This window comes from Candidatus Omnitrophota bacterium (assembly GCA_014728045.1).
GTDB lineage: Bacteria > Omnitrophota > Gorgyraeia > Tantalellales > Tantalellaceae > WJMH01.
The window spans coordinates 41,405-62,153 of sequence record WJMH01000010.1 but is presented as its reverse complement, the minus strand read 5'-3'; the positions used below and the strand labels follow the sequence as shown (position 1 = coordinate 62,153).

The 20,749-nt window shown below is 50.0% G+C and carries 22 protein-coding genes; all 22 read left to right on the top strand.

Features of this window, described 5'->3' with window-relative positions:
- The 22 genes from gatB (at position 1) to GF409_02765 (ending at position 20,747) form a co-directional block, all read left to right on the top strand.
- Entirely contained in the window at positions 1-1,440 is a 1,440-nt protein-coding gene (gatB, locus tag GF409_02870) for an Asp-tRNA(Asn)/Glu-tRNA(Gln) amidotransferase subunit GatB (GenBank protein ID MBD3426155.1), read from the top strand.
- A 21-nt stretch (positions 1,441-1,461) separates the two neighbouring features.
- The gene (locus GF409_02865; GenBank protein ID MBD3426154.1) at positions 1,462-2,826 is read left to right on the top strand and encodes a PDZ domain-containing protein; all 1,365 of its coding nucleotides are present in this window, start codon (positions 1,462-1,464) and stop codon (positions 2,824-2,826) included.
- A gap of 52 nt (positions 2,827-2,878) precedes the next feature.
- On the top strand, positions 2,879-3,706 hold the full coding sequence (locus GF409_02860; protein MBD3426153.1) for a hypothetical protein: 828 nt from the start codon (positions 2,879-2,881) through the stop codon (positions 3,704-3,706).
- Positions 3,687-4,697: a tRNA (adenosine(37)-N6)-threonylcarbamoyltransferase complex transferase subunit TsaD gene (gene tsaD / locus GF409_02855; GenBank protein MBD3426152.1), complete on the top strand. Its 1,011-nt coding sequence runs from the start codon at positions 3,687-3,689 to the stop codon at positions 4,695-4,697. Before GF409_02860 ends, tsaD begins: the two co-directional genes overlap by 20 nt.
- Positions 4,698-4,711: 14 nt before the next feature.
- Positions 4,712-5,374 carry a hypothetical protein gene (locus GF409_02850; GenBank protein MBD3426151.1) on the top strand — a complete coding sequence of 221 codons (663 nt, stop codon included), beginning with the start codon at positions 4,712-4,714 and terminating at the stop codon, positions 5,372-5,374.
- Positions 5,375-5,441: 67 nt separating this feature from the next.
- Positions 5,442-5,990: a helix-turn-helix domain-containing protein gene (locus tag GF409_02845; GenBank protein MBD3426150.1), complete on the top strand. Its 549-nt coding sequence runs from the start codon at positions 5,442-5,444 to the stop codon at positions 5,988-5,990.
- A 1-nt stretch (position 5,991) separates the two neighbouring features.
- Positions 5,992-6,357, top strand: a complete 366-nt coding sequence (locus GF409_02840; GenBank protein ID MBD3426149.1) for a helix-turn-helix domain-containing protein — start codon at positions 5,992-5,994, stop codon at positions 6,355-6,357.
- Positions 6,358-6,440: 83 nt separating this feature from the next.
- Positions 6,441-7,397 (top strand): PDZ domain-containing protein, encoded by a 957-nt coding sequence (locus GF409_02835; protein ID MBD3426148.1) that lies wholly within the window; start codon positions 6,441-6,443, stop codon positions 7,395-7,397.
- A 34-nt stretch (positions 7,398-7,431) separates the two neighbouring features.
- Entirely contained in the window at positions 7,432-7,998 is a 567-nt protein-coding gene (locus GF409_02830) for a HAMP domain-containing protein (GenBank protein MBD3426147.1), read from the top strand.
- A gap of 195 nt (positions 7,999-8,193) precedes the next feature.
- Positions 8,194-10,836 (top strand): DNA polymerase I, encoded by a 2,643-nt coding sequence (gene polA, locus GF409_02825; protein ID MBD3426146.1) that lies wholly within the window; start codon positions 8,194-8,196, stop codon positions 10,834-10,836.
- Positions 10,836-11,414: a dephospho-CoA kinase gene (locus GF409_02820; GenBank protein ID MBD3426145.1), complete on the top strand. Its 579-nt coding sequence runs from the start codon at positions 10,836-10,838 to the stop codon at positions 11,412-11,414. Before polA ends, GF409_02820 begins: the two co-directional genes overlap by 1 nt.
- A complete protein-coding gene (gene rho / locus GF409_02815) occupies positions 11,399-12,736 on the top strand; it encodes a transcription termination factor Rho (GenBank protein MBD3426144.1) in 1,338 nt (445 codons plus the stop codon). Before GF409_02820 ends, rho begins: the two co-directional genes overlap by 16 nt.
- A 192-nt stretch (positions 12,737-12,928) precedes the next feature.
- On the top strand, positions 12,929-13,201 hold the full coding sequence (gene rpmE, locus GF409_02810; GenBank protein ID MBD3426143.1) for a 50S ribosomal protein L31: 273 nt from the start codon (positions 12,929-12,931) through the stop codon (positions 13,199-13,201).
- 105 nt (positions 13,202-13,306) lie between these two features.
- A complete protein-coding gene (gene prfA / locus GF409_02805; GenBank protein MBD3426142.1) occupies positions 13,307-14,386 on the top strand; it encodes a peptide chain release factor 1 in 1,080 nt (359 codons plus the stop codon).
- 6 nt (positions 14,387-14,392) lie between these two features.
- A complete protein-coding gene (gene prmC, locus GF409_02800; GenBank protein MBD3426141.1) occupies positions 14,393-15,073 on the top strand; it encodes a peptide chain release factor N(5)-glutamine methyltransferase in 681 nt (226 codons plus the stop codon).
- Entirely contained in the window at positions 15,066-16,331 is a 1,266-nt protein-coding gene (gene murA / locus GF409_02795; GenBank protein ID MBD3426140.1) for a UDP-N-acetylglucosamine 1-carboxyvinyltransferase, read from the top strand. Before prmC ends, murA begins: the two co-directional genes overlap by 8 nt.
- A gap of 31 nt (positions 16,332-16,362) precedes the next feature.
- Entirely contained in the window at positions 16,363-16,602 is a 240-nt protein-coding gene (rpsP, locus tag GF409_02790; protein ID MBD3426139.1) for a 30S ribosomal protein S16, read from the top strand.
- A gap of 34 nt (positions 16,603-16,636) precedes the next feature.
- A complete protein-coding gene (gene trmD / locus GF409_02785) occupies positions 16,637-17,323 on the top strand; it encodes a tRNA (guanosine(37)-N1)-methyltransferase TrmD (GenBank protein ID MBD3426138.1) in 687 nt (228 codons plus the stop codon).
- A 27-nt stretch (positions 17,324-17,350) separates the two neighbouring features.
- Entirely contained in the window at positions 17,351-17,719 is a 369-nt protein-coding gene (rplS, locus tag GF409_02780; protein MBD3426137.1) for a 50S ribosomal protein L19, read from the top strand.
- Positions 17,694-18,374, top strand: coding sequence for a ribonuclease HII (locus GF409_02775; protein MBD3426136.1), 681 nt, complete (start codon positions 17,694-17,696; stop codon positions 18,372-18,374). Before rplS ends, GF409_02775 begins: the two co-directional genes overlap by 26 nt.
- A gap of 58 nt (positions 18,375-18,432) precedes the next feature.
- Entirely contained in the window at positions 18,433-20,136 is a 1,704-nt protein-coding gene (locus tag GF409_02770; GenBank protein MBD3426135.1) for a formate--tetrahydrofolate ligase, read from the top strand.
- A complete protein-coding gene (locus GF409_02765) occupies positions 20,136-20,747 on the top strand; it encodes a hypothetical protein (GenBank protein ID MBD3426134.1) in 612 nt (203 codons plus the stop codon). The genes GF409_02770 and GF409_02765 overlap by 1 nt, the downstream gene beginning before the upstream one ends.
- Positions 20,748-20,749: the final 2 nt, after the last annotated feature.

Genomic DNA, 20,749 nt, shown 5'->3' with positions numbered 1-20,749 from the left:
ATGTCGGATATTTACGAAACAGTTATAGGGCTTGAAGTCCATGTTCAGCTTTCCACAAGGACCAAGGCTTTTTGCGGTTGTAGCACGGCTTTCGGGGCCGAGGCCAACACGCAGGTCTGCCCGGTTTGTCTGGGGCTTCCCGGTGTGCTGCCCGTTTATAATAAAAAAGCCTTTGAATACGCCTTGAAGGTAGCCATGGCGCTTGAATGCGATATCCAGAAGACCGTCAAGTTCGACCGAAAGAATTATTACTATCCGGACCTTCCGAAGAACTATCAGATAAGCCAGTATGACATGCCTCTTGCGTATAACGGCAAGATAACCATAGAGGACGAAGAGGAAGGCTCTATTGATATAGGCATAACACGGGCTCATCTGGAAGAGGACGCGGGAAAGCTCATGCATGATGAACAGCAGGCTTTCAGCTATGTTGACCTTAACCGGACCGGGACACCTCTTCTCGAGATCGTTTCAGAGCCGGACATAAGAAGTCCGGAGCAGGCCTATGAGTACCTGAAAGCGCTGAAACAGACCATCAAGTATCTGGATGTATCCGACTGCAACATGGAAGAGGGAAGTCTGAGATGTGATGCCAACGTATCTCTTCGCAGGAAAGGCTCCGAGAAGTTCGGCAGCAAGGTGGAGATAAAGAACCTTAATTCCTTCAAGGCTGTCAGGGACGCCCTGGTATTCGAACAGTTGCGACAGGAAGAAGCCCTCGAGGAGCAAGAGAAGGTGATCCAGCAGACCCGGCTGTGGAACGAACAGAAGAACGTTACCGAGCCGATGAGGACGAAAGAAGAAGCCCAGGATTACCGGTATTTCCCGGACCCGGACCTGGTTCCTTTTGAAGTAGCTCCCGAGGTGTTGGAGCGGGTGCGACAGTCCATGCCGGAACTGCCCCGACGCAGGAAAGAACGCTTCGTTAACCAGTACAGGCTTTCCGAAAAGGATGTGGAAGTGCTCACTTCCGAGAAACCTCTCGCGGATTTTTATGAAGCTGTTGTCTCAGAATATAATGACCCTCAGGCGGTCTGCAACTGGGTCAAGGGCGAGATAATGATGCATATCAAGGACCGCCCCAAGGGCATAGAGGACCTTGGCTTGAAGCCAGGACACCTGGCGAGTATCATAGAAATGTCCAAAAAGGGCAAGATAAGCGGACTGGCCGCAAAGGAAGTCCTTCGCGAGAACCTGGATAGCGGCAAGGACCCTGAAATGATCGTGAAGGAAAAGGGGCTAGAACAGGTTTCCGATAAGGGTGAACTTGAAAGTATCGTGGTGAAGGTCATTGAACAGAACGAGAAATCGGTCAATGATTATAGAGGCGGCAAGGAGAACGCTTTAAGTTATCTGGTGGGGCAGGTGATGCGCCAGACAAAAGGCAAAGCTAACCCCAAGCTGGCCGGAGAAATGCTCAGGAAAAAGATCACTGGATAATTCCTAAGGATCGGAGAACCCATGAAATCAAAATTCGTATTAGTGTTAACTGTATTAGTGGTCGCCTTCTCTGCGGTTTCCCAATTGAGGGCCGCTGAGGATGATGCGGGTCTGTTGGACGATACCAAGGAGCTTTTCAAGCAGATCCAGCTTTTCGCCGATTCGATCACGCTGATAAGCACCGATTATGTCGAACCCGTCAAAGCCAAAGACCTTGTTTACGGTGCCATAAGGGGCATGATGGACACATTAGACGGGTACAGCCAGTTCCTTGATCCGGAAAGTTTTCAGGAGATCACCGAAGAGACAAAAGGCGAATTCGCCGGTATCGGCATTGAAGTGGGCGTGAGGGAGAATATCCTGACGGTTATAGCGCCTATTGAAGATACCCCTGCGGCCAAGGCGGGCATGGAGGCTGGTGACAAGATAGTCAAGATCGACGGTAAGATAACCCGGGACATGACACTCGATGAGGCGGTGGAACTTCTCCGGGGCAAGCCCGGGACCGAGGTGGTCATAACCGTTATCCGGGAGCGCACCGAAGAAGTGCTTGACTTCAAGATCAAAAGGGATATTATCAAGCTCAAAAGCATATCCCAGAGCAGGATCATAGAGGAGGATATCGCCTACATGAAGATAGAGGAATTCCAGGAACGTACCGCCCGGGACCTCCGCGGCAACATAAAACGGTTGCGCGAAGAAGGGGCCAGGAGCCTCATAATAGACGTCAGGAACAATCCGGGAGGTCTTCTGAACGCTTCGGTCGAATCGGCGGACGAATTCCTTCCCTCGGGCGCACTGATAGTTTATACCGAAGGCAGGGATCCGGAGAAGAGGACGGAGTTCAAGTCGAAAAAGAGATCTGATTTTGATGATCTTGAGCTTGTGGTCATTGTAAACAAGGGCTCTGCCAGCGCTTCGGAGATATTCGCCGGCGCTATAAAAGACAATAAAAGGGGCCTGGTGCTGGGAGAGATGACCTTTGGTAAGGGGTCGGTCCAGACCGTGATACCGCTAAAAGACAAATCCGCTCTTCGCCTTACCACTTCGGCGTATTTTTCCCCTTCTGGCAAATCCATAAGAGAGAAGGGTATTGAACCGGATATTTATGTCAAAAGAGAATATCCGGATAAGAAAAAACAGGATAAAAAGCCCGAGCAGGAGAAGGTCGAGCGCTTGTTCAGCAAGGTCAAAAGCGAAGAGGGGCCTGACGAGGAGAAGGCTGAGGAAGAAGATAAGACCGATGAGAAGAAAATCGATCCGCTGCTGCTTGAGGATAACCAGTTGCACGCGGCGGTCAACATACTCAAGGGCATGGGCATCTTTGAAAGTTACAAAACATCCGGCAGATCAGACGCCGATCAGAACGAACAGAGCGAAGAGTGATCGCTTTTACAGAAGCGTTCGTTCCTGATATTTTTCCAGGACAGGGGAGAATATGTATCGAAAGGTTCTATTTATAGCAGCGGCAGCGCTGATCTCAATAGCGATATTCGTCACCGTATTCAATATGGTGAAGAGGCGCTTTGTGCGGCCTCAGGCCACTCATCCCGGGAAAGCGTATGTATACGAGGGGCGGGAAGATCTTCCTGCTGTGGCTCTTGTTCTGGATGACTTCGGCTACACGAAAAGAAATCTCAATGGAGTAAGGGAACTGGGAATCCCTTTGACGCTTGCGGTTCTGCCTAATACCCCGTATTCGGCCGCAGTGTGTTCCTTTGCCGAAGCCAACGGCATGGAGGTCATCTTGCATATGCCTATGGAGCCGGAAAGTGACGCTGTAGCCCTGGAGAAGGATACTTTGTCATCCGAAATGGAACCGGAGGAAGTGACCGGCATCATTGAAAAGGCTTTCAAGTCTGTCCCTTCCGCCAGGGGGATGAACAATCACATGGGTTCAAAGGCTACAAGGGACAGCAGTTTCATGCGGGTGGTCCTTTCCGACCTCAAAGACCGGGATATGTTCTTTTTGGACAGCAGAACCTGCCGGGGTGGGGTGTCCGAAGACATAGCGTTACAACTCGAACTGCCTTATCTGAAAAGAGACGTCTTTATCGACAATGAGCTGGAGCGGGAAAAGATAAAAAAACAGCTGGCAAGGATAGAGAAAATGGCCTTGGGCGGGTCGAATGTCGTGGCTATAGGTCATGACCGGACCATGACCATCGAAGTTCTCGATGAAGTGGTCCCGCAAATGCGAAAAAATGGTATTAGATTCGTGACACTTTCAGAGATGATGGAGGAGAATGCTGGTTCTGGGCATTGAGACTTCTTGCGACGAGACTGGAGCGGCCCTGGTGGAGGACGGAAAGGTCCTTTCGAATGAGGTGTCTTCAAGCGTACACCTGCATTCAAGGTACGGCGGGGTAATACCTGAGATAGCTTCAAGGTTCCATACTGAATATATCTATAAGGTCACTGAGAAGGCCTTAAGCGATTCTGGCAGGGCTATCGGGGATATCGACCTGGTTGCCGTTACCCAGGGGCCGGGGCTGCCCGGTTCCCTGCTCGTGGGCATATCTTTTGCGAAAGCCCTGAGCTTTGCTTTGGATATTCCCCTCATCGGGGTGGATCATCTCCAGGCGCACATGCTGTCATGTTTTCTGGGGTATGGTCAGGGAGTTATGGAAGAATCGATATACCCTTTTGTGGGGATGGTGGTCTCGGGCGGTCATACAAGCATCTATTACTGTGAAGGCCTTGAGGATTACACCGTACTTGGAAGGACCAGGGACGACGCAGTAGGAGAAGCTTTTGATAAGGTCGCGAAGGTCATGGACCTGGGGTATCCAGGCGGTCCTGTGGTCGAAAAAAGAGCTCGGGGAGCGGACCCCAAAAAAGCGATACTCTTTCCCAGGGCTCTTATGAAGGATGAGAATGACCTTGATTTCAGCTTCAGCGGAATAAAGACAGCGGTAATGTATTACTGGCGCGATTGCGATAGATCCGATAAAGAAAAGGACAGGATCTGTTATTCTTTCCAGGAAGCAGTGGTGGATGTTATTGTGGAAAAGCTCGGCAGGGCGATAAGGTCTACCGGCGCCGGGAAAGTCGCCGTAGGTGGCGGTGTTGTGAACAACCACGTTCTGCGGGAGAAGCTTATCGGGCGATGTCGTGAGGAAGACGCGGAGTTATTCCTTCCGCAAAGACAGTATTGCGCCGATAACGCCGCGATGATAGCGGCTTTGGGGGAAGCATTGTTCAGTGATGGGCAACGGGCGGACCTTTTTCTTAATGCCACGCCCGGAAGATCTTAGTTGGAGGAGGAAGTATGATGTCGAACCTTGATATATTGATCAGGCTGATAGTTTCGGTAGTATTGAGCGGTTTGGTCGGAATAGAACGGGAGATTCACGGGCGTGCGGCGGGTCTTCGCACGCATATACTGGTGAGTGTCGGTTCTACGCTTTTTATGATATGCTCGATTCTGGTGGCGGATAACTACAGTGATGTAGGAACTGTTGATCCTGCGAGAATAGCGGCCAATGTCGTAACCGGCATAGGTTTTCTCGGAGCGGGAGCGATCATCCGTTACGGCGCGTCGATAAGGGGGCTTACCACCGCCGCGAGCATATGGGCTATAGCGGCGATCGGTCTGGCGGCGGGGGCCGGGCTCTACATGGCTGCGTTGATAACGACCCTGGTAGTAATTATGGTTCTTATACTTTCGAGGCTTGAGGAGAGAATGGAGCTGAAGCAACCGGGTAAACGTCTTTTCGTCAGGCTGCAGATGGAAAGTGATACTCAGGAAAAGGATATCAGGAAAGTCGTGGATGCTTTCGAGGGCAGGGCCAAGAGGTGCAAGACCAAGATACTGGAAGAGGAAAAATGCAAAGTGTTGATCCTGGACGTTCTGGTGGAAAGAGCATATTACAGGGATATAGCCGCTGAGATATCGCTTCTTCCCGGGGTGGAAGAGGTGGTGTGGAAATAGCAAAGTTTACAGGAAGCGCCGCTACGGGTATAATATATTTGATAAAACAAAGACAAGGAGGCAGGTAATGAGAAAGAAAAAACATGATTCTAAACAGCAGTCGGAGGAAAAAGTGCTCGATGTGCATGCCGGTATGCAGGGCACATTGAGGTTCGATGATCCGGTAAATCTCCGCATCAACGGTAAGTTCGAAGGCACACTGGATACCAAGGGCATGCTAATGGTAGGCCAGAAAGCCGACATCAAGGCAAATATAACCGGGGAAAGTGTTTCCATAGCCGGCAATGTCATCGGTAACATCAAGGCCCTTAAGTCGCTGAAACTTGAAGCCACCGCAAAACTCGACGGTGATATCGACACGCCCCTTTTATCCATCCAGGAAGGTGCCATACTCAACGGCAACCTGAGCATGGGCAGGACCTCTTCGCAGAGCAGTTCTTCCCGCGGGGACTGGATGAACATCAACCAGCTTGCCAAATATCTTGAAGTTGATGTGAATAAGGTCAATGAATGGGCCAATAGCGGCATGCTTCCGGCTGCCAAGGAGGGAAGCGACTGGGTGTTCGACAAGTCGAAAGTGGACCAGTGGATCTCTGAAGGGAAAGTAAAGGTGTAATATGCCCGAAAAGATGATGACCTTGCGTGAGCTGTCCGATTACCTTGGCGTCAGCGAGGAGAAGATAACTTCTCTTGTTGAGATGCAGGTTATAACCGCATACAAGATAGGCGGTGAACTTCTGCGTTTCAGGAAAGACCAGATAGACGCGATACAGTCTGAGATCTATTCCAGGGTTAAGGATGCCGATCGAATAAAGGTAAGCGATGCCAGGAGGAGCGCCAAGGAGCGTGCCAGAGGCATCGACAGGGCTGCTTTTAACGTAACATTAGGTGATCGTCTTTCTGATTTCTTGTATTTCAACGATTTCTACATATTCTCAGGTGTTCTTATCGTCATACTGCTGGCGATCATATTCTTGGGTTGATAAGCGCTGATCCAGTCGGATGGAGTTCTCGGGACGTTAGGATTACCATCCTACCTTTGTAGTAGCATGAACCGAAAAGATAAATGAAGTATAGACTGATCCTACCGGTAGCTCTTGTCTTGATGGCCGTGTTCTTTTGTGTTCTGTGCTTTTCCGATACGGTCATTCTTAAAAATGGCAAAAAGCTCAAAGGTCTTATAATCAGCGAGTATAAGGACCGGATAATATTGTCGACCGCTGAAGGGGAAAGATCGATTATGAAATCCTCTATCCGTTCGGCGGTTTACAGCGAGGAGAAAAAGGCTCTTTTGCAGAAGGCAAGGAACCAGTTCAAGAGAAGACAGTATCTTGGAGCCTATTATTCGTACAAACAGGTCCTTGAGCTTGATCCTGATCTGCGTGAAGCACGGGAAAAGACCGAATACCTGAGGAATCTTCTTGAAACTCGTACCCGAGAGCAGGTAGAGCAGGGTTTAGAGCGCAAGAACGAACATGCCGGCACCGGTGAGTATCTTTCCGTTGCCGAAAGGCTTCTAAATGAACTCGGGCTGGTGCTCTCTGGCGGGAAGAGTTTCGTCGTGGTGCGGCAGGTCCGGTCCGACGCTCCAGGGCAGATCAGCTCCAGCGTGAAAAAAGGCGACAGGATCGTTTCGGTCTGGTCGGATAATACCGGGCATATGGACGCCAGGGAGGTCGGCCAGATGCTTCTTTTGCCCGGAGAGGTTAAGATGACAGTGGAACGGGAGGTAGCATTGCGCCTTAATTCCTCAAGAGCGCTCTTTGCCAGGGACAAAAAGATAACTGGAGCGACCTTCCGTCTGGAAAAAAGGGGTATCGTGGTTTCTTCGGTAGTTGACGGAGGTCCGTTTGACAAAGCCGGTATCAATAAGGGGGACCTTATTTACAGCATAGACGGAGAGAGGACCAGATACATGCCTTTTAAGCGTTTCTATCAGACCATCAGAGATAATCAGAAAAAGCGGATAAGCGTTACCGTAAGACGCCAGATCGAGTTCTGGCACGAGAGCGCTGGAGAGTGAGCGCGATCTTGTCCGGGAAAGGGGAGTAAGCCAGATGTCTACGATAAGGAAAAGAACTAGGCTGTTTATAGCACGGAGGTTCCAGATAAGGTATATCAGCCTTATACTTGTTTTTATGTTTTCTACGGCCATCGTCACCGGGTATATGGTATATGTTACTACCTGGGTTATGTTCGGGGAGAAGCTCGCAGCGGTTTATCCTCAGGGTCTTCTGCTTGATATCGTCAAGAAGGTCAACATGGTCTTGCTCCTCCGGCTGCTTTTGCTGACCCCTCTGGTCATTCTCATAGGACTTATCCTTTCCAACAGGATAGCCGGTCCCATTTACAGGATTAAGAGGTTTCTCAGGCATATCGCCGCCGGGAATTACGGAGAGAGCTTAAAGCTCAGGGAGAAGGACGAGCTGCAGGATGTCGCCGATTCTATAAATCACCTTGTTTCCAGGCTATCCTCAGAGCAGAAAAGGCGCCGCGAAAGAGTGAACAAGCTTAAAAGCCGCACGGGAGAACTTAAAAATCTACTTGTTTCCGGCGAGTGCGATAAAGAAAGGATCCTGGCCCAGCTTGATCAGATAAGCGAAGAGCTCGACAGGTTCCAGTAAGGTCTGCTTAAAATTATTTGCTTGACATAAATATGTTTATATATATAATATTCATAGCCACTTAAAGACTCACCAAAGGGGTTCCCTGATATTGACCCAGAACATCAACTGCTAGATAAATAGAATAAAAGAAATATAGCACGCCATCCTTATATTAATTTATTTTATATACCCGACCCTATTAAATCTTTTAGAATGAACAAGAAAAGCAAAAATATTTACCTTATAGACGGTACTTCGCTGTGTTACAGGGCTTTCTATGCCATACAGCAGCTTAGCACGTCCAAAGGCATGCCTACTAACGCCATATACGGTTTCGTGAACATGTTCAACAAACTTATAAAAGACAATCAGCCCGATATGCTGGCGGTGGTCTTCGACCTGGCGGCCCCTACTGTCAGGCATGAAAAATACGAGGAATACAAGATCCACAGGAAGCCAACGCCCGAGGAACTTATTGACCAGATCCCCAGGATAAAGGAACTGGTAAAGGCCTATAATGTGCCGGTATGCGAACTTGAGGGCTATGAAGCAGATGACATAATCGCCACCCTGGCAGAGAAAGCGAAGAAGAAGGGGCTGGATGTTACTATAGTCACCAGCGACAAGGACGCTCTCCAGCTGGTCGACGGAAAAGTGAAGGTGCTCAGCCCGCATACCTCGGGCGAGAAGGTCTATGATGCGGATAAAGTAAAGGAAAAATACGGGGTGGATCCCGGTGGCATGGTCGAATTCATGGCGTTAACGGGTGACACAAGCGACAATATACCCGGGGTCAAGGGTATAGGAAAGGTGACTGCCGCAAAACTGATTAAGCAATACGGCACTGTAGATGATATCTACACGAACCTGGAGGAGGTTTCATCCAAGTCGGTTAAGAGGAAACTTGAACAGGGCAGGGAGATGGCACAATTGAGCCGGGAGCTGGTCGAGTTGGACAGGGAAGTTCCGATAGAGTTCGACTTCGGTGAAGCCGAACTGGGAGAACCGAATGCGGAGCGGCTGGAGGAATTATTCAGGGAGTTTGAGTTCGAGAAGCTGCTCAGACAGATCAGTCCCAGGGAGGCCGTTGAGGGGAAATATTCCACGGTTGACGCAGAGAAAAAGGTCAGGGAACTCTTTTCGGGGATCTCAGGTAAAAAGCGTGTTTCCTTCAGCCTTCTACGCGGAGGGGAAGGTGGTGCTCTTCATGGCCTTGCCGCTTCATCCCGGGAGGGAGAGTCTTTTTTTATCCCCTTTTCGCACAATAAAGGCAGGGTTTTCGGTGCGGTGAAAGAAATCCTTGAGGACGAAACTATCCAAAAGATCGGATATGACCTTAAGGAAGACCTCTTAATTCTCAGACAAAACGGAATAAAGATGCGGGGTATGTCTTTCGATGTGATGCTGGCAGAATATCTCAGTGAACCCTCAAGGCCTAATTATGCGCTCCGGGCGATGGCCGAGAGGCATCTTGGCTACGATCTATCCCGGGGTGAAGGCAAGTTCGATGATACCGGTCAGGCCACCCTGGATCTCGCTGGCGAAGCCGGCAGCCGCCTCTGCTGCGAACAGAGCGATATCATATACAGGCTGTTCAAGATACTCGATCCCGTTCTCAGGAAGAAAAAGCTCAATTCCTTGTTCAACGAGGTTGAGATGCCGCTCATAAAAGTGCTTGCCGATATGGAACAGACCGGGGTTGCTATAGACGTCGAGTATCTCAAGCAGAGATCGAAAGCTCTGGGAAAAAAACTGGATGAACTGACCTCGAGGATACATGAACTGGCGGGAGAGAAGTTCAATATAAATTCGCCTAAGCAGCTACAGGTCATCCTTTACGAGAAGCTTTCGCTGCCTGTCATCAAGAGGACCAAAACAGGTGCTTCCACGGACGAGGGGGTCTTACGCAGGCTCGCTAAGCAGCATGAGCTTCCCGCTGAACTACTTGAGTACCGGGAACTGAATAAACTTAAGACGGCCTATTATGATTCCATCCTGGGTCTCGTCGATAAAAAAACGCACAGGCTGCACGCACGGTTCAACCAGGCCGTAACGGCAACCGGAAGGCTCTCATCCAGTGAACCTAACCTGCAGAATATTCCCATCAAGACCGTCATGGGCAAGGAGATACGCCGGGCATTCAAGCCATCCAGGGGAAAACTCCTCCTTGCGGCGGACTATTCACAGGTGGAACTCAGAATACTCGCTCATCTATCCGGGGATAAGAATCTGATAAAGGCTTTCAGCAGGGAGGAAGACGTTCACAGGTACACCGCCTCTCTCATTTTCGACTGTTCCGCCTCCGATGTCACCGGCAAGATGAGAGCTGTTGCTAAAACGGTCAATTTCGGCATAGTTTACGGGATGAGCCCTTTCGGTCTTGCCAAGGACCTTGGCATACGGCTGGATGAAGCGGAAAGGTTCATTGATTCCTATTTCAGCAGGTACAGCGGGGTTAAGAAGTTCATAGACAGCACCATCTCGGATGCCGGAGAGAAGGGATATGTCACGACCTTGCTCAATAGGAGGCGCTATATCCCTGAGATAAACAGCGATAACGACCGGGTCCGCGGTTTTGCCGAACGGACTGCGGTCAATACCCCCGTACAGGGGTCGGCCGCCGATCTTATCAAACTGGCCATGATAGAGACCCACAAAGCTTTTGACGGAAGCGGGGTTAACATGCTCATCCAGGTCCACGACGAGCTGGTGTTCGAGGTCCCCGATAAAGATATAGAGGAGGTCGCCAGACAGGTCAAAACTTTCATGGAGGGGGTAATTGATCTTAAGGTTCCCCTTGTGGTGGATATGGAAAAAGGCCCCAACTGGTTCGATATGAAGGAGATCGAGGTCTGATGGAAAAGAAGGTAATCGGTGTAACAGGCGGTCTGGCAACAGGCAAGACGACCGTTGCTCAGATGTTCGCCGCAAAAGGTGCCGAGATCGTGGATGCCGATGAGATCGCCCATGATCTTCTGGAGAAGGATGAGGATATCAAGTTCAAGGTCGTGGGTATGTTCGGCAGTGATATACTTATCGATGGCAAGATCGATCGCAGGAAACTGGGCAAAAAAGTTTTCCGGGACAGGACTAAGCTGAACGCCCTCTGCGGCATAATGCATCCGGTCATTATCTTCCGTATTAGGGAACTTGTGAAAAGGTCTCCGAGCGATGTTGTCGTGGTCGATGCGCCGCTACTTATCGAATCCGGTCTTGATGAATTCGTGGACAAGGTGGTGGTCGTGACCGCTGATGAGCGGACACAGGTAAAAAGGGCTACTGATCGGGGGATGTCTGAGGAAGAAGCCAAAAGAATCATGGATTGCCAGATGGCTCTTTCGGAAAAGACCAGATTCGCCGATTATATCATAGATAACAGCACTAAAATCAAAGACATAAAAGAAGGAGTGGAAAGGATATGGCAAGAAACTTGAAAAAAGACGACAATAAAGGTCATCAGGAGAAAAAAGTGCCCATGACACGGCGCAAGCGAGGGGACAAGGAACTCGATATAGTACAGCTTAAGAACATGAAGATATCGGAGCTTGCTGAACTCGCTAAACAGCTTAATATCAACGGCATAAGCGGGATGAAGAAGCATGACCTTATTTTTAAGGTCCTGCAGGCCAAGGTCGAGAAGAACGGTTACGCTTTCGGTGAAGGTGTTCTTGAGGTGCTCGAAGACGGGTTCGGCTTTCTGAGGAGTCCGGATTACAACTACCTTCCCTGTCCCGATGATATTTACGTTTCCCCTTCGCAGATCAGGAGATTCAACCTGAAGACGGGCGATACCGTAAGCGGACAGATAAGACCACCGAAGGAAGGGGAAAGATATTTCGCCCTTCTTAAGGTGGAGGCTGTGAATTTTGAGAACCCGGAAGTCGCCAAGAATAAGATATTGTTCTCGAACCTGACGCCACTTTATCCCGATGAGAGGTTCGTTCTTGAGACCGAGCCCAAGGAGATCTCCATGCGTATAATGGACCTGTTGACGCCGGTGGGGAAAGGCCAGAGAGGTATGATCGTTGCTCCTCCATACAGCGGAAAGACGGTGTTCCTTCAGAAGTTCGCCAACAGCATAACGAACAATTATCCTGAAGCGAAGCTCCTGATCCTTCTGATAGATGAACGTCCCGAGGAAGTCACCGACATGCAGCGTTCAGTTAACGCAGAGGTGGTGGCTTCTACCTTCGATGAACAGGCGCAGAGGCACATACAGGTAGCGGAGATGCTTCTTGAAAAAGCTAAACGTCTGGTGGAACATAAATACGACGTGGTAATACTGCTTGACTCGATCACCCGCCTGGCTAGGGCTTACAATGCTGTTATGCCGCATTCGGGCAAGATACTTTCCGGTGGTGTCGACGCCAACGCTCTTCACAAGCCCAAAAGGTTCTTCGGGGCGGCCCGTAATGTTGAAGAGGGGGGCAGCCTTACGATCATATCGACAGCTTTGGTCGACACCGGAAGTCGTATGGACGAGGTTATCTTCGAAGAGTTCAAGGGCACCGGCAACATGGAAATTCAGCTGGACCGTGGACTTTTCCAAAGAAGGATATATCCGGCGATAGATATCAAAAGGTCGAACACCAGGAAAGAGGAGCTTCTGGTCGAAGAGGATGAACTTAAAAAGATCTGGCTCATGCGAAAAGCCCTCAGCGATCTTGATTCGATCGAAGCGATGCAGCTTCTGATCGACAGGCTGAAAAAGTCAAAGACCAACGAAGAATTTCTCCAGAACATGGGTAAGGCGTAGTAGCTTTCGCCCCAGGACTGTGCCGGAGAGTGCCCTTGCTCGAGAAAGGGCACTTAAGGTCTTATCGATAAAGCATTTAGGCTAACAGCCTTATTTTCAGCATTTAATACTTGATATTTATCTGAATTTTAGTAAAATAATCATTCCTTATGTAACTGTAATAAAATATTATATTTATAAAGGGGGTTAGAAGTGAAGAAAGGTATACATCCGGAATATAAGGAAGCGACTATAGTATGTGCTTGCGGAAATACAGTGCATACCCGTTCGACCAAAAAAAACATACATGTCGAGATCTGCTCAAAATGTCATCCGTTCTATACGGGTAAGCAGAAACTCGTCGACTCGGCCGGAAGGGTTGAAAGGTTCCAGAAACGGTATGGCAGCAAAAAAGAATCGCCTAAAGCGCCCGAGAAGAAAAACAACGAACAACAAAGCGCTGAGTCGCAGGAAGATAGATCTTAACCTGGTTAATAGCTTGTCGTGTGTTAAACGGGATAGCGTGTAACGTGCCGGATCAGTTCCGAGGGTTATACGCTTTCTTCGTAAATAAAACAGTTTTAGGTTCTTATGGAAAAAGTGTTCGATCAGCTGAAAAAAAAGAAAGAGGAATACCAAAAGCTCGAGAAAGAGCTTTCTTCTCCTGAACTGCTTTCGGACAGGGAGAAGTACCGCCTGAAGGCGAAAAAATATTCCGATCTTAAGGACCTGGTGGCCGGGTACGATAAGTACAGAACTCTTGTCCGAGAAAAAGAGGCTCTCCAGAAAATGATCGAGGAAGAAGGTGAGGGCAGCGAATATTCCTTGCTGGCCAGCAAGGAACTCGAAGAAATACAATCTGCTATCGACAGTGAAAGAAAACAGCTTGAGGATATGCTCCTTTCAGAGGACAGCGAAGATTACAAGCGTAATGTTATAATGGAGATCAGGGCAGGTACGGGTGGCGTTGAAGCAAGCCTTTTTGCCGCTGATCTTTACAAGATGTACTGCAAATACGCCGCCGGTAAGGAGTGGAAAATAGCACTTATCAGCGCAAGCGAGTCGGAAATGGGCGGGATAAAAGAGATCATCTTTTCCGTCGAAGGGTATAACGTTTTCAAATACATGAGGTTCGAAATGGGCACCCACAGGGTGCAGCGCGTTCCTGAGACAGAAGCCAGCGGGCGTATTCATACATCGGCGGCTACCGTCGCGGTTCTTCCCGAAGCGGAGGACGTTGAGGTGGATATTAAGGCCCAGGACCTTAAGATAGATGTTTATCGTTCCACCGGCGCCGGGGGGCAGCACGTGAACACTACCGATTCGGCAGTGCGGATAACCCATCTGCCGACGGGATTAGTGGTAAGCTGCCAGGATGAACGCAGCCAGCATAAAAACAAAGCTAAAGCGATGAAGGTATTGAAGGCACGCATCCTGGAGAAGAAGCAGGAGGACCAGAGAAAGGAAATATCCGAACAGCGGAAAAAACAGGTGGGTAGCGGTGACCGTTCCCAGAAGATCAGGACATACAATTTCCCGGAGAACAGGGTTACTGACCACAGAGTGAACCTGACAGTATATAATCTTGCGAACATACTGGAAGGGGATCTCGATTGCATTATAGAACCGCTTACGGAAGAGGACCGCAAACTCAGGCTGGGAGCGGCGTAGGAAGTGATGATTGATTACAGTGAAACCGTCCCCGTGCAGTATGAAAAGCGCAGGACCAGATTCATGGGCATGGATATCATTGTCGATGAAAGGGTTCTTATCCCGCGGCCGGAGACGGAACTATTGGTTGATGTTGCGGTCAACTTCTGCCGGCAGAAGCGCACCGGTGAACATTATCTACTTGATATGTGCACGGGTAGCGGCGCAGTCGCGCTGGGGATAGCCGATATGCTCGAAGGGGTGAGGATCACCGCAAGTGATATCAGCTCAGATGCGATAAGTGTAGCCGGTGAAAACCGCAGGGTCTTTGGGATGGAGGAAAGGATACTTCTTGTTGTCTCGGATCTATTTGATGCTTTCGGAAGGGAATACGAGGCCGCTTTCGACTGTATAGTTTCAAATCCGCCGTACGTGTCCGATAAGGACTACGCGGATTTGGATGCCTGGGTCAAGGCCGAACCGAAAGTCGCTCTTTACGCGGGCACCGAGGGCATGGATTACCTGAACCGGATAATTCCCGAAAGTGAAAAATACCTTTCACCGGGAGGATTGCTCGCGGTGGAGGTCGGTTACGACCAGGCGGAGAAGGTCAAGGACCTTTTTAAAAGATGCGGTTATGTTTCTGTGAGTTCGTTCAGGGATTTTAACGGGTACGAACGGGTTATCGCGGGGAATAAGGATGGATAAACTGGTCATAAAAGGCGGCAGGCCGCTTTCAGGCAATGTACGTATAAGCGGGGCCAAGAACGCGTGCCTTCCGATCCTTGCGGCGACACTCATGACGGACGAGGAATGTAAGGTCGCCAATTCTCCCGACCTTAAGGATGTTTCCACCATGGTGGATATCCTTGGTGCTTTGGGGCGGGAAGCTGTGCGGGAGAAAGATTGCATAACCGTCAAAAGCGGGCAGGTTAAAAGCGTCACCGCCGCATATGAACTGGTAAGCACCATGAGAGCGTCCATAACCGTCCTGGGGCCACTGCTGGCCAGGTATGGAGAGGCAAAGGTCTCCTTCCCGGGAGGTTGCGTGATCGGCCCGAGGCCTATAGACCTTCATCTTAAGGGATTGAGAGCTCTTGGCGCTGATATACGTATAGAAGGCGGGTATATAGTCGCCCGGGCCAGGAAACTAAAAGGCGCCAAAATATATCTTGGGGGCCACTTCGGTTCAAGTGTACTGGCAACGGCCAATACCATCATGGCAGCGGTGCTTGCCGAGGGTGAAACGGTCATAGAGGACGCGGCCTGCGAGCCGGAACTGGGAGACTTGGTCGATTTTTTAATAGAGATGGGGGCGGATATACGAGGTAAAGGAACCCCAACGATAAAGGTCCGGGGGGTCAAGGGTCTAGGAGGCGTTCACCATTCGGTGATACCCGACAGGATCGAAACGGGTACCTACATGATAAGCGCCGTGCTCACCGGGGGAAGGCTTTTCCTGGAGGGGGCGAGGTCAGAACATAACCTTGCGCTCATTGATAAGCTCGAAGATTGCGGGGGAAAGATAAAAGAACGCGAAGGGGGCATCGAAGCCCAGCGTTCTTCGGGAAAGATACACGCGACTGATATAACCACTTTGACCTATCCCGGATTTCCAACGGATTTACAGGCGCAGATGATGAGCCTCACCACTATAAGCGATGGTATCAGCGTGATAACCGAAAAGATATACCCGGAAAGGTTCATTCATATAAGTGAACTTAACAGGATGGGCGCGGATATACTGCTGGAAGGATCTACCGCCATAATTAAAGGCGTCAGGAAGCTCAGCGGGGCGCCGGTCATGGCCTCCGATCTGAGGGCTTCGGCCGCGCTGGTCCTTGCCGGGCTTATCGCTGAAGGGACGACCGAAGTTTCGAGGGTGTACCATCTTGACAGGGGATATGAGAATATTGAAAAGAAGCTCTCCAACGTGGGAGCCAGCATTAAAAGAGTCAAAGAATAGACGTATATCAGTATAAAAGGAGGAAATAAGAATGGCAGTGGTACTGAGATTAAAGAAATTCGGCAGCAAGAAGAAGCCTTTTTACAGGATCGTTGCGATGACCAAATCGACCAAACGTGACGGTAGGTCACTGGAAGAGCTGGGTTTCTACGATCCGAAAAAAGGAGCTAATGAAATAGCCCTTGACCGTGAAAGGGTCGAGTACTGGCTCAATAACGGCGCAAAACCGTCCGAAACGGTCAAGAGTATCCTGAAAAGGCTTGAAATATAGCACCATAACCGGTGGATGTTCTTTTTATAATTTTATGAAGATCGATATTTTGACGCTATTTCCAGATATGTTCGGCGGGGTCTTCGGCGAATCCATGATCAAGATAGCCCGTCAAAAGGGTCTTGTGGAGATAAATATCCACAATCTGAGAAAATGGACCGAGGATCGCCACAGGACGGCAGATGACAAACCTTATGGCGGCGGGCCGGGAATGGTCATGAAGGTGGAGCCGGTATACAAGGCTTTGGAGGAACTGAAGTCAGTTCCTGGAGATGATTTGCCCATGACCGTGCTGATAACCCCTCAGGGGGAGCTTTTCAGGCAGCCGGTTGCCAAGGCGCTAAGCAAAGCCGAGCATATTATCTTTGTCTGCGGGCATTATGAAGGCGTTGATGAAAGGATCCGCTCTCTGGTCGATATGGAACTGTCCATCGGAGATTATATACTGACCTGCGGAGAGCTCCCGGCGATGGTTATCTGTGATTCGATTATACGCCTTATTCCCGGGGTTCTTGGGGATGAGGAGTGCCTGAGGGATGAATCATTCGAGGAGGGTCTTTTGGAATACCCGCAGTATACGAGGCCGTCTGAATTCATGGACATGCGTGTTCCGGAGGTGCTTTTGAGCGGAGACCCGAAAAAGATAGGGCAGTGGCGCAGGGAGAAGGCGATCGAAAGGACGCGCCAGAGAAGGCCTGATCTCATGGAAGAGATCAAGTGAGATGGTGATAATTATAAGGAGGAGAAAATGAAGAAACAGATAGAGGCGCTTGAGAAAAAATACGCGAAGGAGGATCTGCCGCAGTTCGATATAGGCGATACCGTAGATGTTCATTTCAGCATCAAAGAAGGCGATAAAAGGCGTATACAGGTCTTCGGCGGGATAGTTATCGCGGAAAAGGGCCGTGGAATAGCCAAAACCTTCACGGTCAGGCGCATATCCTACGGTGAAGGTGTCGAGCGCGTATTTCCGCTCAATTCACCGCTCATCGACAAGATAGAGGTCAAGAAAAGAGGTAAGGTAAGGCGAGCCAAACTGTATTACCTGAGAGCAAAAAAAGGAAAGAAAGCTACGAAGGTAAAGGGTAAAGTTGCCAAGAAAAAAGAAGAAAAATAAAGAGCACCCCCTGGAGTATGAAAAAAAGGCCTCAGCAGAAGGGCACCGGAGGATCGCCGGTATTGACGAGGCCGGAAGGGGACCTTTGGCGGGACCGGTGGTCGCGGCGGCCGCGGTTGTCCGTGATACGTGTTTCGTCGAGCGTATAGACGATTCAAAGAAACTAACCGAACGCGCCCGAGAACGGGCGTTTATTGACATTTTGAAAAGGTGCGATGTGGGCATCGGATCGGTCGGAGTAGAAGAAATAGACAGGCTGAATATTTATAATGCCACGCTTCTTGCCATGAAAAGAGCCGTAGAAGAGCTTGAAGAGGCTCCGGATTACCTGCTTATCGACGGTAACATGCAGATACACGTGCCACAGCCGCGCACTTGTCTTATCAGGGGAGAACAGCTCAGTCTTTCGGTGGCCTGCGCTTCTATAGTCGCGAAGGTTTTCAGGGACAGACTGATGCTGGAAGAGGACAAGAAATACCCCCATTACGGCTTCAGGAAGAACAAGGGGTACGGGACAAAACAACACCTGGCTGCCATAAAAGAACACGGATTATCCCCCATACACAGGGAGACGTTTGGTCCGTTCGGCAGCCGCAGAAAGGACCCCGCTAAAAAACGGCCCGTCGGGCTTGATGATTTCAGTTACAGCACGTAAAGGTCTCTTTTCCGGCAGGTGAGTCCGGGAAAAGCCAATCAGGAAGGGAGTGAAGGTCATGGGCTATAGATATGATGTTAAAGCGGCCGGTGAAGTGAAACTCAAGAAAATCGAGGAGGTAGCGAAAAAAACCGGCATTATCTCCAAGTACTTGACAGGATACGGCAAGTACATAGCTAAAGTTTCCGCGGAGATGCTTGAAGGTGCTCTGAAGAAACGCAAGGACGGGAAGCTAGTCCTGGTCACTTCAATAACGCCTACGCATCTGGGCGAGGGTAAGACCGTTAACACGATAGGTCTTTCCATGGCGCTGAACAAGTTGGGAAAGAAATCCATAGCCTGTCTGCGGCAGCCTTCACTTGGCCCTATATTCGGCATAAAAGGCGGAGCCACCGGTGGCGGGTATTCACAGGTTCTGCCTCAGGAATCGATCAATTTTCATCTTACGGGTGATACTGCTGCAGTTACCAACGCCCAGAATCTTTGCGCCGCATTCCTTGACAACAGTCTTTTCTGGGGGAACCCGCTTGAAGTCGACAAGAACACGATCACTCTGAAAAGAGCCATGGACCTTAATGACAGGGCTTTGCGCAATATAGCGATAGGCGGGGGCGGCAAGCTCCACGGGGTCAGCAGGAAAACGGGAGTGGACATCACGCCCGCAGGGGAATGCATGGCTATTCTCTCTTTGGCAGAGAACTTGAAAGACCTGCGTTCCAGGCTCGGAGACCTTGTCGTCGGTTTTACCAAGAGCGGGAAACCCGTGAGCGCCGAGAACCTCAAAGCCGCGGGCGCTATGACTGCCCTCATGAAAGAAGCCCTCAGCCCGAACCTTATGCAGACAAGCGAACATACTCCCTGTTTTGTGCATACGGGGGCGTTCGCTAACGTATCACATGGATCCAGTTCAGTAATAGCCGACAAGATGGCCATGAAATTGTCGGAGTACACCGTAGTGGAAAGCGGGTTCGGGGTGGATCTCGGAGCGGAAAAGTTCATTGACATAAAGTGCCGTCAGGCGAAATATAGTCCGGACGTGGTCGTGATCAATTGTTCGGTCAGGGCCCTAAAGGTGCACAGCGGTGATTATTCGTTTAAGGGAACTACCATGCCGGCAGACCTTAAAAAAGAGAATCTTTCAGCTGTCGACAGAGGCTGTTCTAATCTCGAGAAACAGGTGGAAAACCTAAGGATGTTCGGAGTGCCGATAGTAGTTTGCATCAATAAATTCGATTCGGACTCTAAAAAAGAGATCGACGTTGTGGTCAAACGTGCCGAAGCCCTTGGAGTGGATGGTATTGCCGTGAGTGAGGTCTACAGGGAAGGAAGTAAAGGGGGCATGGAACTGGCGAGGGAAGTAATAAAGGCTTCAAAGGAGAGATCAAAGCTGAGGTTCCTGTACCCGGTGGACATGAGCCTTTTGAGCAAGATAGAAAGGGTGGCTAAATCCATGTACGGTGCGAGTGAGGTTAAATATTCCGAACAGGCGGAAGAATCCATAAAACGGCTGGAAAAATCCAGGCTCGACCAACTTCCGGTGTGCATGGCTAAAACCCATCTTTCGCTTTCGAACAATCCCAAGAAGAAAGGTCGCCCCAGAGGGTTCAAGTTAGGCGTGGAGGACATAATGCTCTCGGCGGGTGCCGGTTATATAGTGGTCAAATGCGAGGGCGTGAATACTATGCCGGGTTTACCCAAGGTCCCAAGGGGCACCGACATAGATGTCGATGTCAAGACCGGTGAAGTGAAAGGATTGTTCTGATGAAAGAAGGCGGCTATCTTAAGTCCACTATCCAGGATTATCTGGAGAAGCTCTCAGGACGGGTAAAGGTTCCCGGCGGGGGCAGTTCTGCCGCACTTACCGCTGCCGTCGGTGCCGGTCTGAATCTCATGGTCATCAACTACAGCGATAAGGAACAGCAGGGCGATACCGAAGGCATGGACGCGGCCAGGCAAAGGCAGCAGGAGAGCCTGGACAGGCTTTCCGAAATGGTGGATAAGGACTGCGAGGTTTTTGCTGAGCTGATGGCTAAACTTTCAGCGAAGCAGGACGCTCAGAGCGAGTTCGCCGCGGCAGCCAAAGTGCCCATGGATATATGCAGGGAAGCGCATATATCCATGGATATTTCTTCGTATCTTTCGGATAATGGCAACCCAAGGCTCATTTCCGACGTAGGCTGCTCCGCACAGTTCCTGAAGTCCGCGTTCTACGCGGCACAGATCAACGTGCGTGTCAACCTGAAGTACATAACGGATATAGCTTTCTGTGAGAATGCTGAAAAAGCGCTTGCTACCATGCGCAAGGATATCGATACTCTTTGCGCCAAGATCGACCGCCAGGTGAACGATAAGATCAACCCGGAGGGGATATAGCA

Excerpts from the sequence above, each read along its gene's own strand:
- gatB (MBD3426155.1), top strand. The coding sequence starts at position 1 with ATGTCGGATATTTACGAAACAGTTATAGGGCTTGAAGTCCATGTTCAG.
- GF409_02865 (MBD3426154.1), top strand. The coding sequence starts at position 1,462 with ATGAAATCAAAATTCGTATTAGTGTTAACTGTATTAGTGGTCGCCTTC.
- GF409_02860 (MBD3426153.1), top strand. The coding sequence starts at position 2,879 with ATGTATCGAAAGGTTCTATTTATAGCAGCGGCAGCGCTGATCTCAATA.
- tsaD (MBD3426152.1), top strand. The coding sequence starts at position 3,687 with ATGCTGGTTCTGGGCATTGAGACTTCTTGCGACGAGACTGGAGCGGCC.
- GF409_02850 (MBD3426151.1), top strand. The coding sequence starts at position 4,712 with ATGATGTCGAACCTTGATATATTGATCAGGCTGATAGTTTCGGTAGTA.
- GF409_02845 (MBD3426150.1), top strand. The coding sequence starts at position 5,442 with ATGAGAAAGAAAAAACATGATTCTAAACAGCAGTCGGAGGAAAAAGTG.
- GF409_02840 (MBD3426149.1), top strand. The coding sequence starts at position 5,992 with ATGCCCGAAAAGATGATGACCTTGCGTGAGCTGTCCGATTACCTTGGC.
- GF409_02835 (MBD3426148.1), top strand. The coding sequence starts at position 6,441 with ATGAAGTATAGACTGATCCTACCGGTAGCTCTTGTCTTGATGGCCGTG.
- GF409_02830 (MBD3426147.1), top strand. The coding sequence starts at position 7,432 with ATGTCTACGATAAGGAAAAGAACTAGGCTGTTTATAGCACGGAGGTTC.
- polA (MBD3426146.1), top strand. The coding sequence starts at position 8,194 with ATGAACAAGAAAAGCAAAAATATTTACCTTATAGACGGTACTTCGCTG.
- GF409_02820 (MBD3426145.1), top strand. The coding sequence starts at position 10,836 with ATGGAAAAGAAGGTAATCGGTGTAACAGGCGGTCTGGCAACAGGCAAG.
- rho (MBD3426144.1), top strand. The coding sequence starts at position 11,399 with ATGGCAAGAAACTTGAAAAAAGACGACAATAAAGGTCATCAGGAGAAA.
- prfA (MBD3426142.1), top strand. The coding sequence starts at position 13,307 with ATGGAAAAAGTGTTCGATCAGCTGAAAAAAAAGAAAGAGGAATACCAA.
- prmC (MBD3426141.1), top strand. The coding sequence starts at position 14,393 with ATGATTGATTACAGTGAAACCGTCCCCGTGCAGTATGAAAAGCGCAGG.
- murA (MBD3426140.1), top strand. The coding sequence starts at position 15,066 with ATGGATAAACTGGTCATAAAAGGCGGCAGGCCGCTTTCAGGCAATGTA.
- rpsP (MBD3426139.1), top strand. The coding sequence starts at position 16,363 with ATGGCAGTGGTACTGAGATTAAAGAAATTCGGCAGCAAGAAGAAGCCT.
- trmD (MBD3426138.1), top strand. The coding sequence starts at position 16,637 with ATGAAGATCGATATTTTGACGCTATTTCCAGATATGTTCGGCGGGGTC.
- rplS (MBD3426137.1), top strand. The coding sequence starts at position 17,351 with ATGAAGAAACAGATAGAGGCGCTTGAGAAAAAATACGCGAAGGAGGAT.
- GF409_02770 (MBD3426135.1), top strand. The coding sequence starts at position 18,433 with ATGGGCTATAGATATGATGTTAAAGCGGCCGGTGAAGTGAAACTCAAG.
- GF409_02765 (MBD3426134.1), top strand. The coding sequence starts at position 20,136 with ATGAAAGAAGGCGGCTATCTTAAGTCCACTATCCAGGATTATCTGGAG.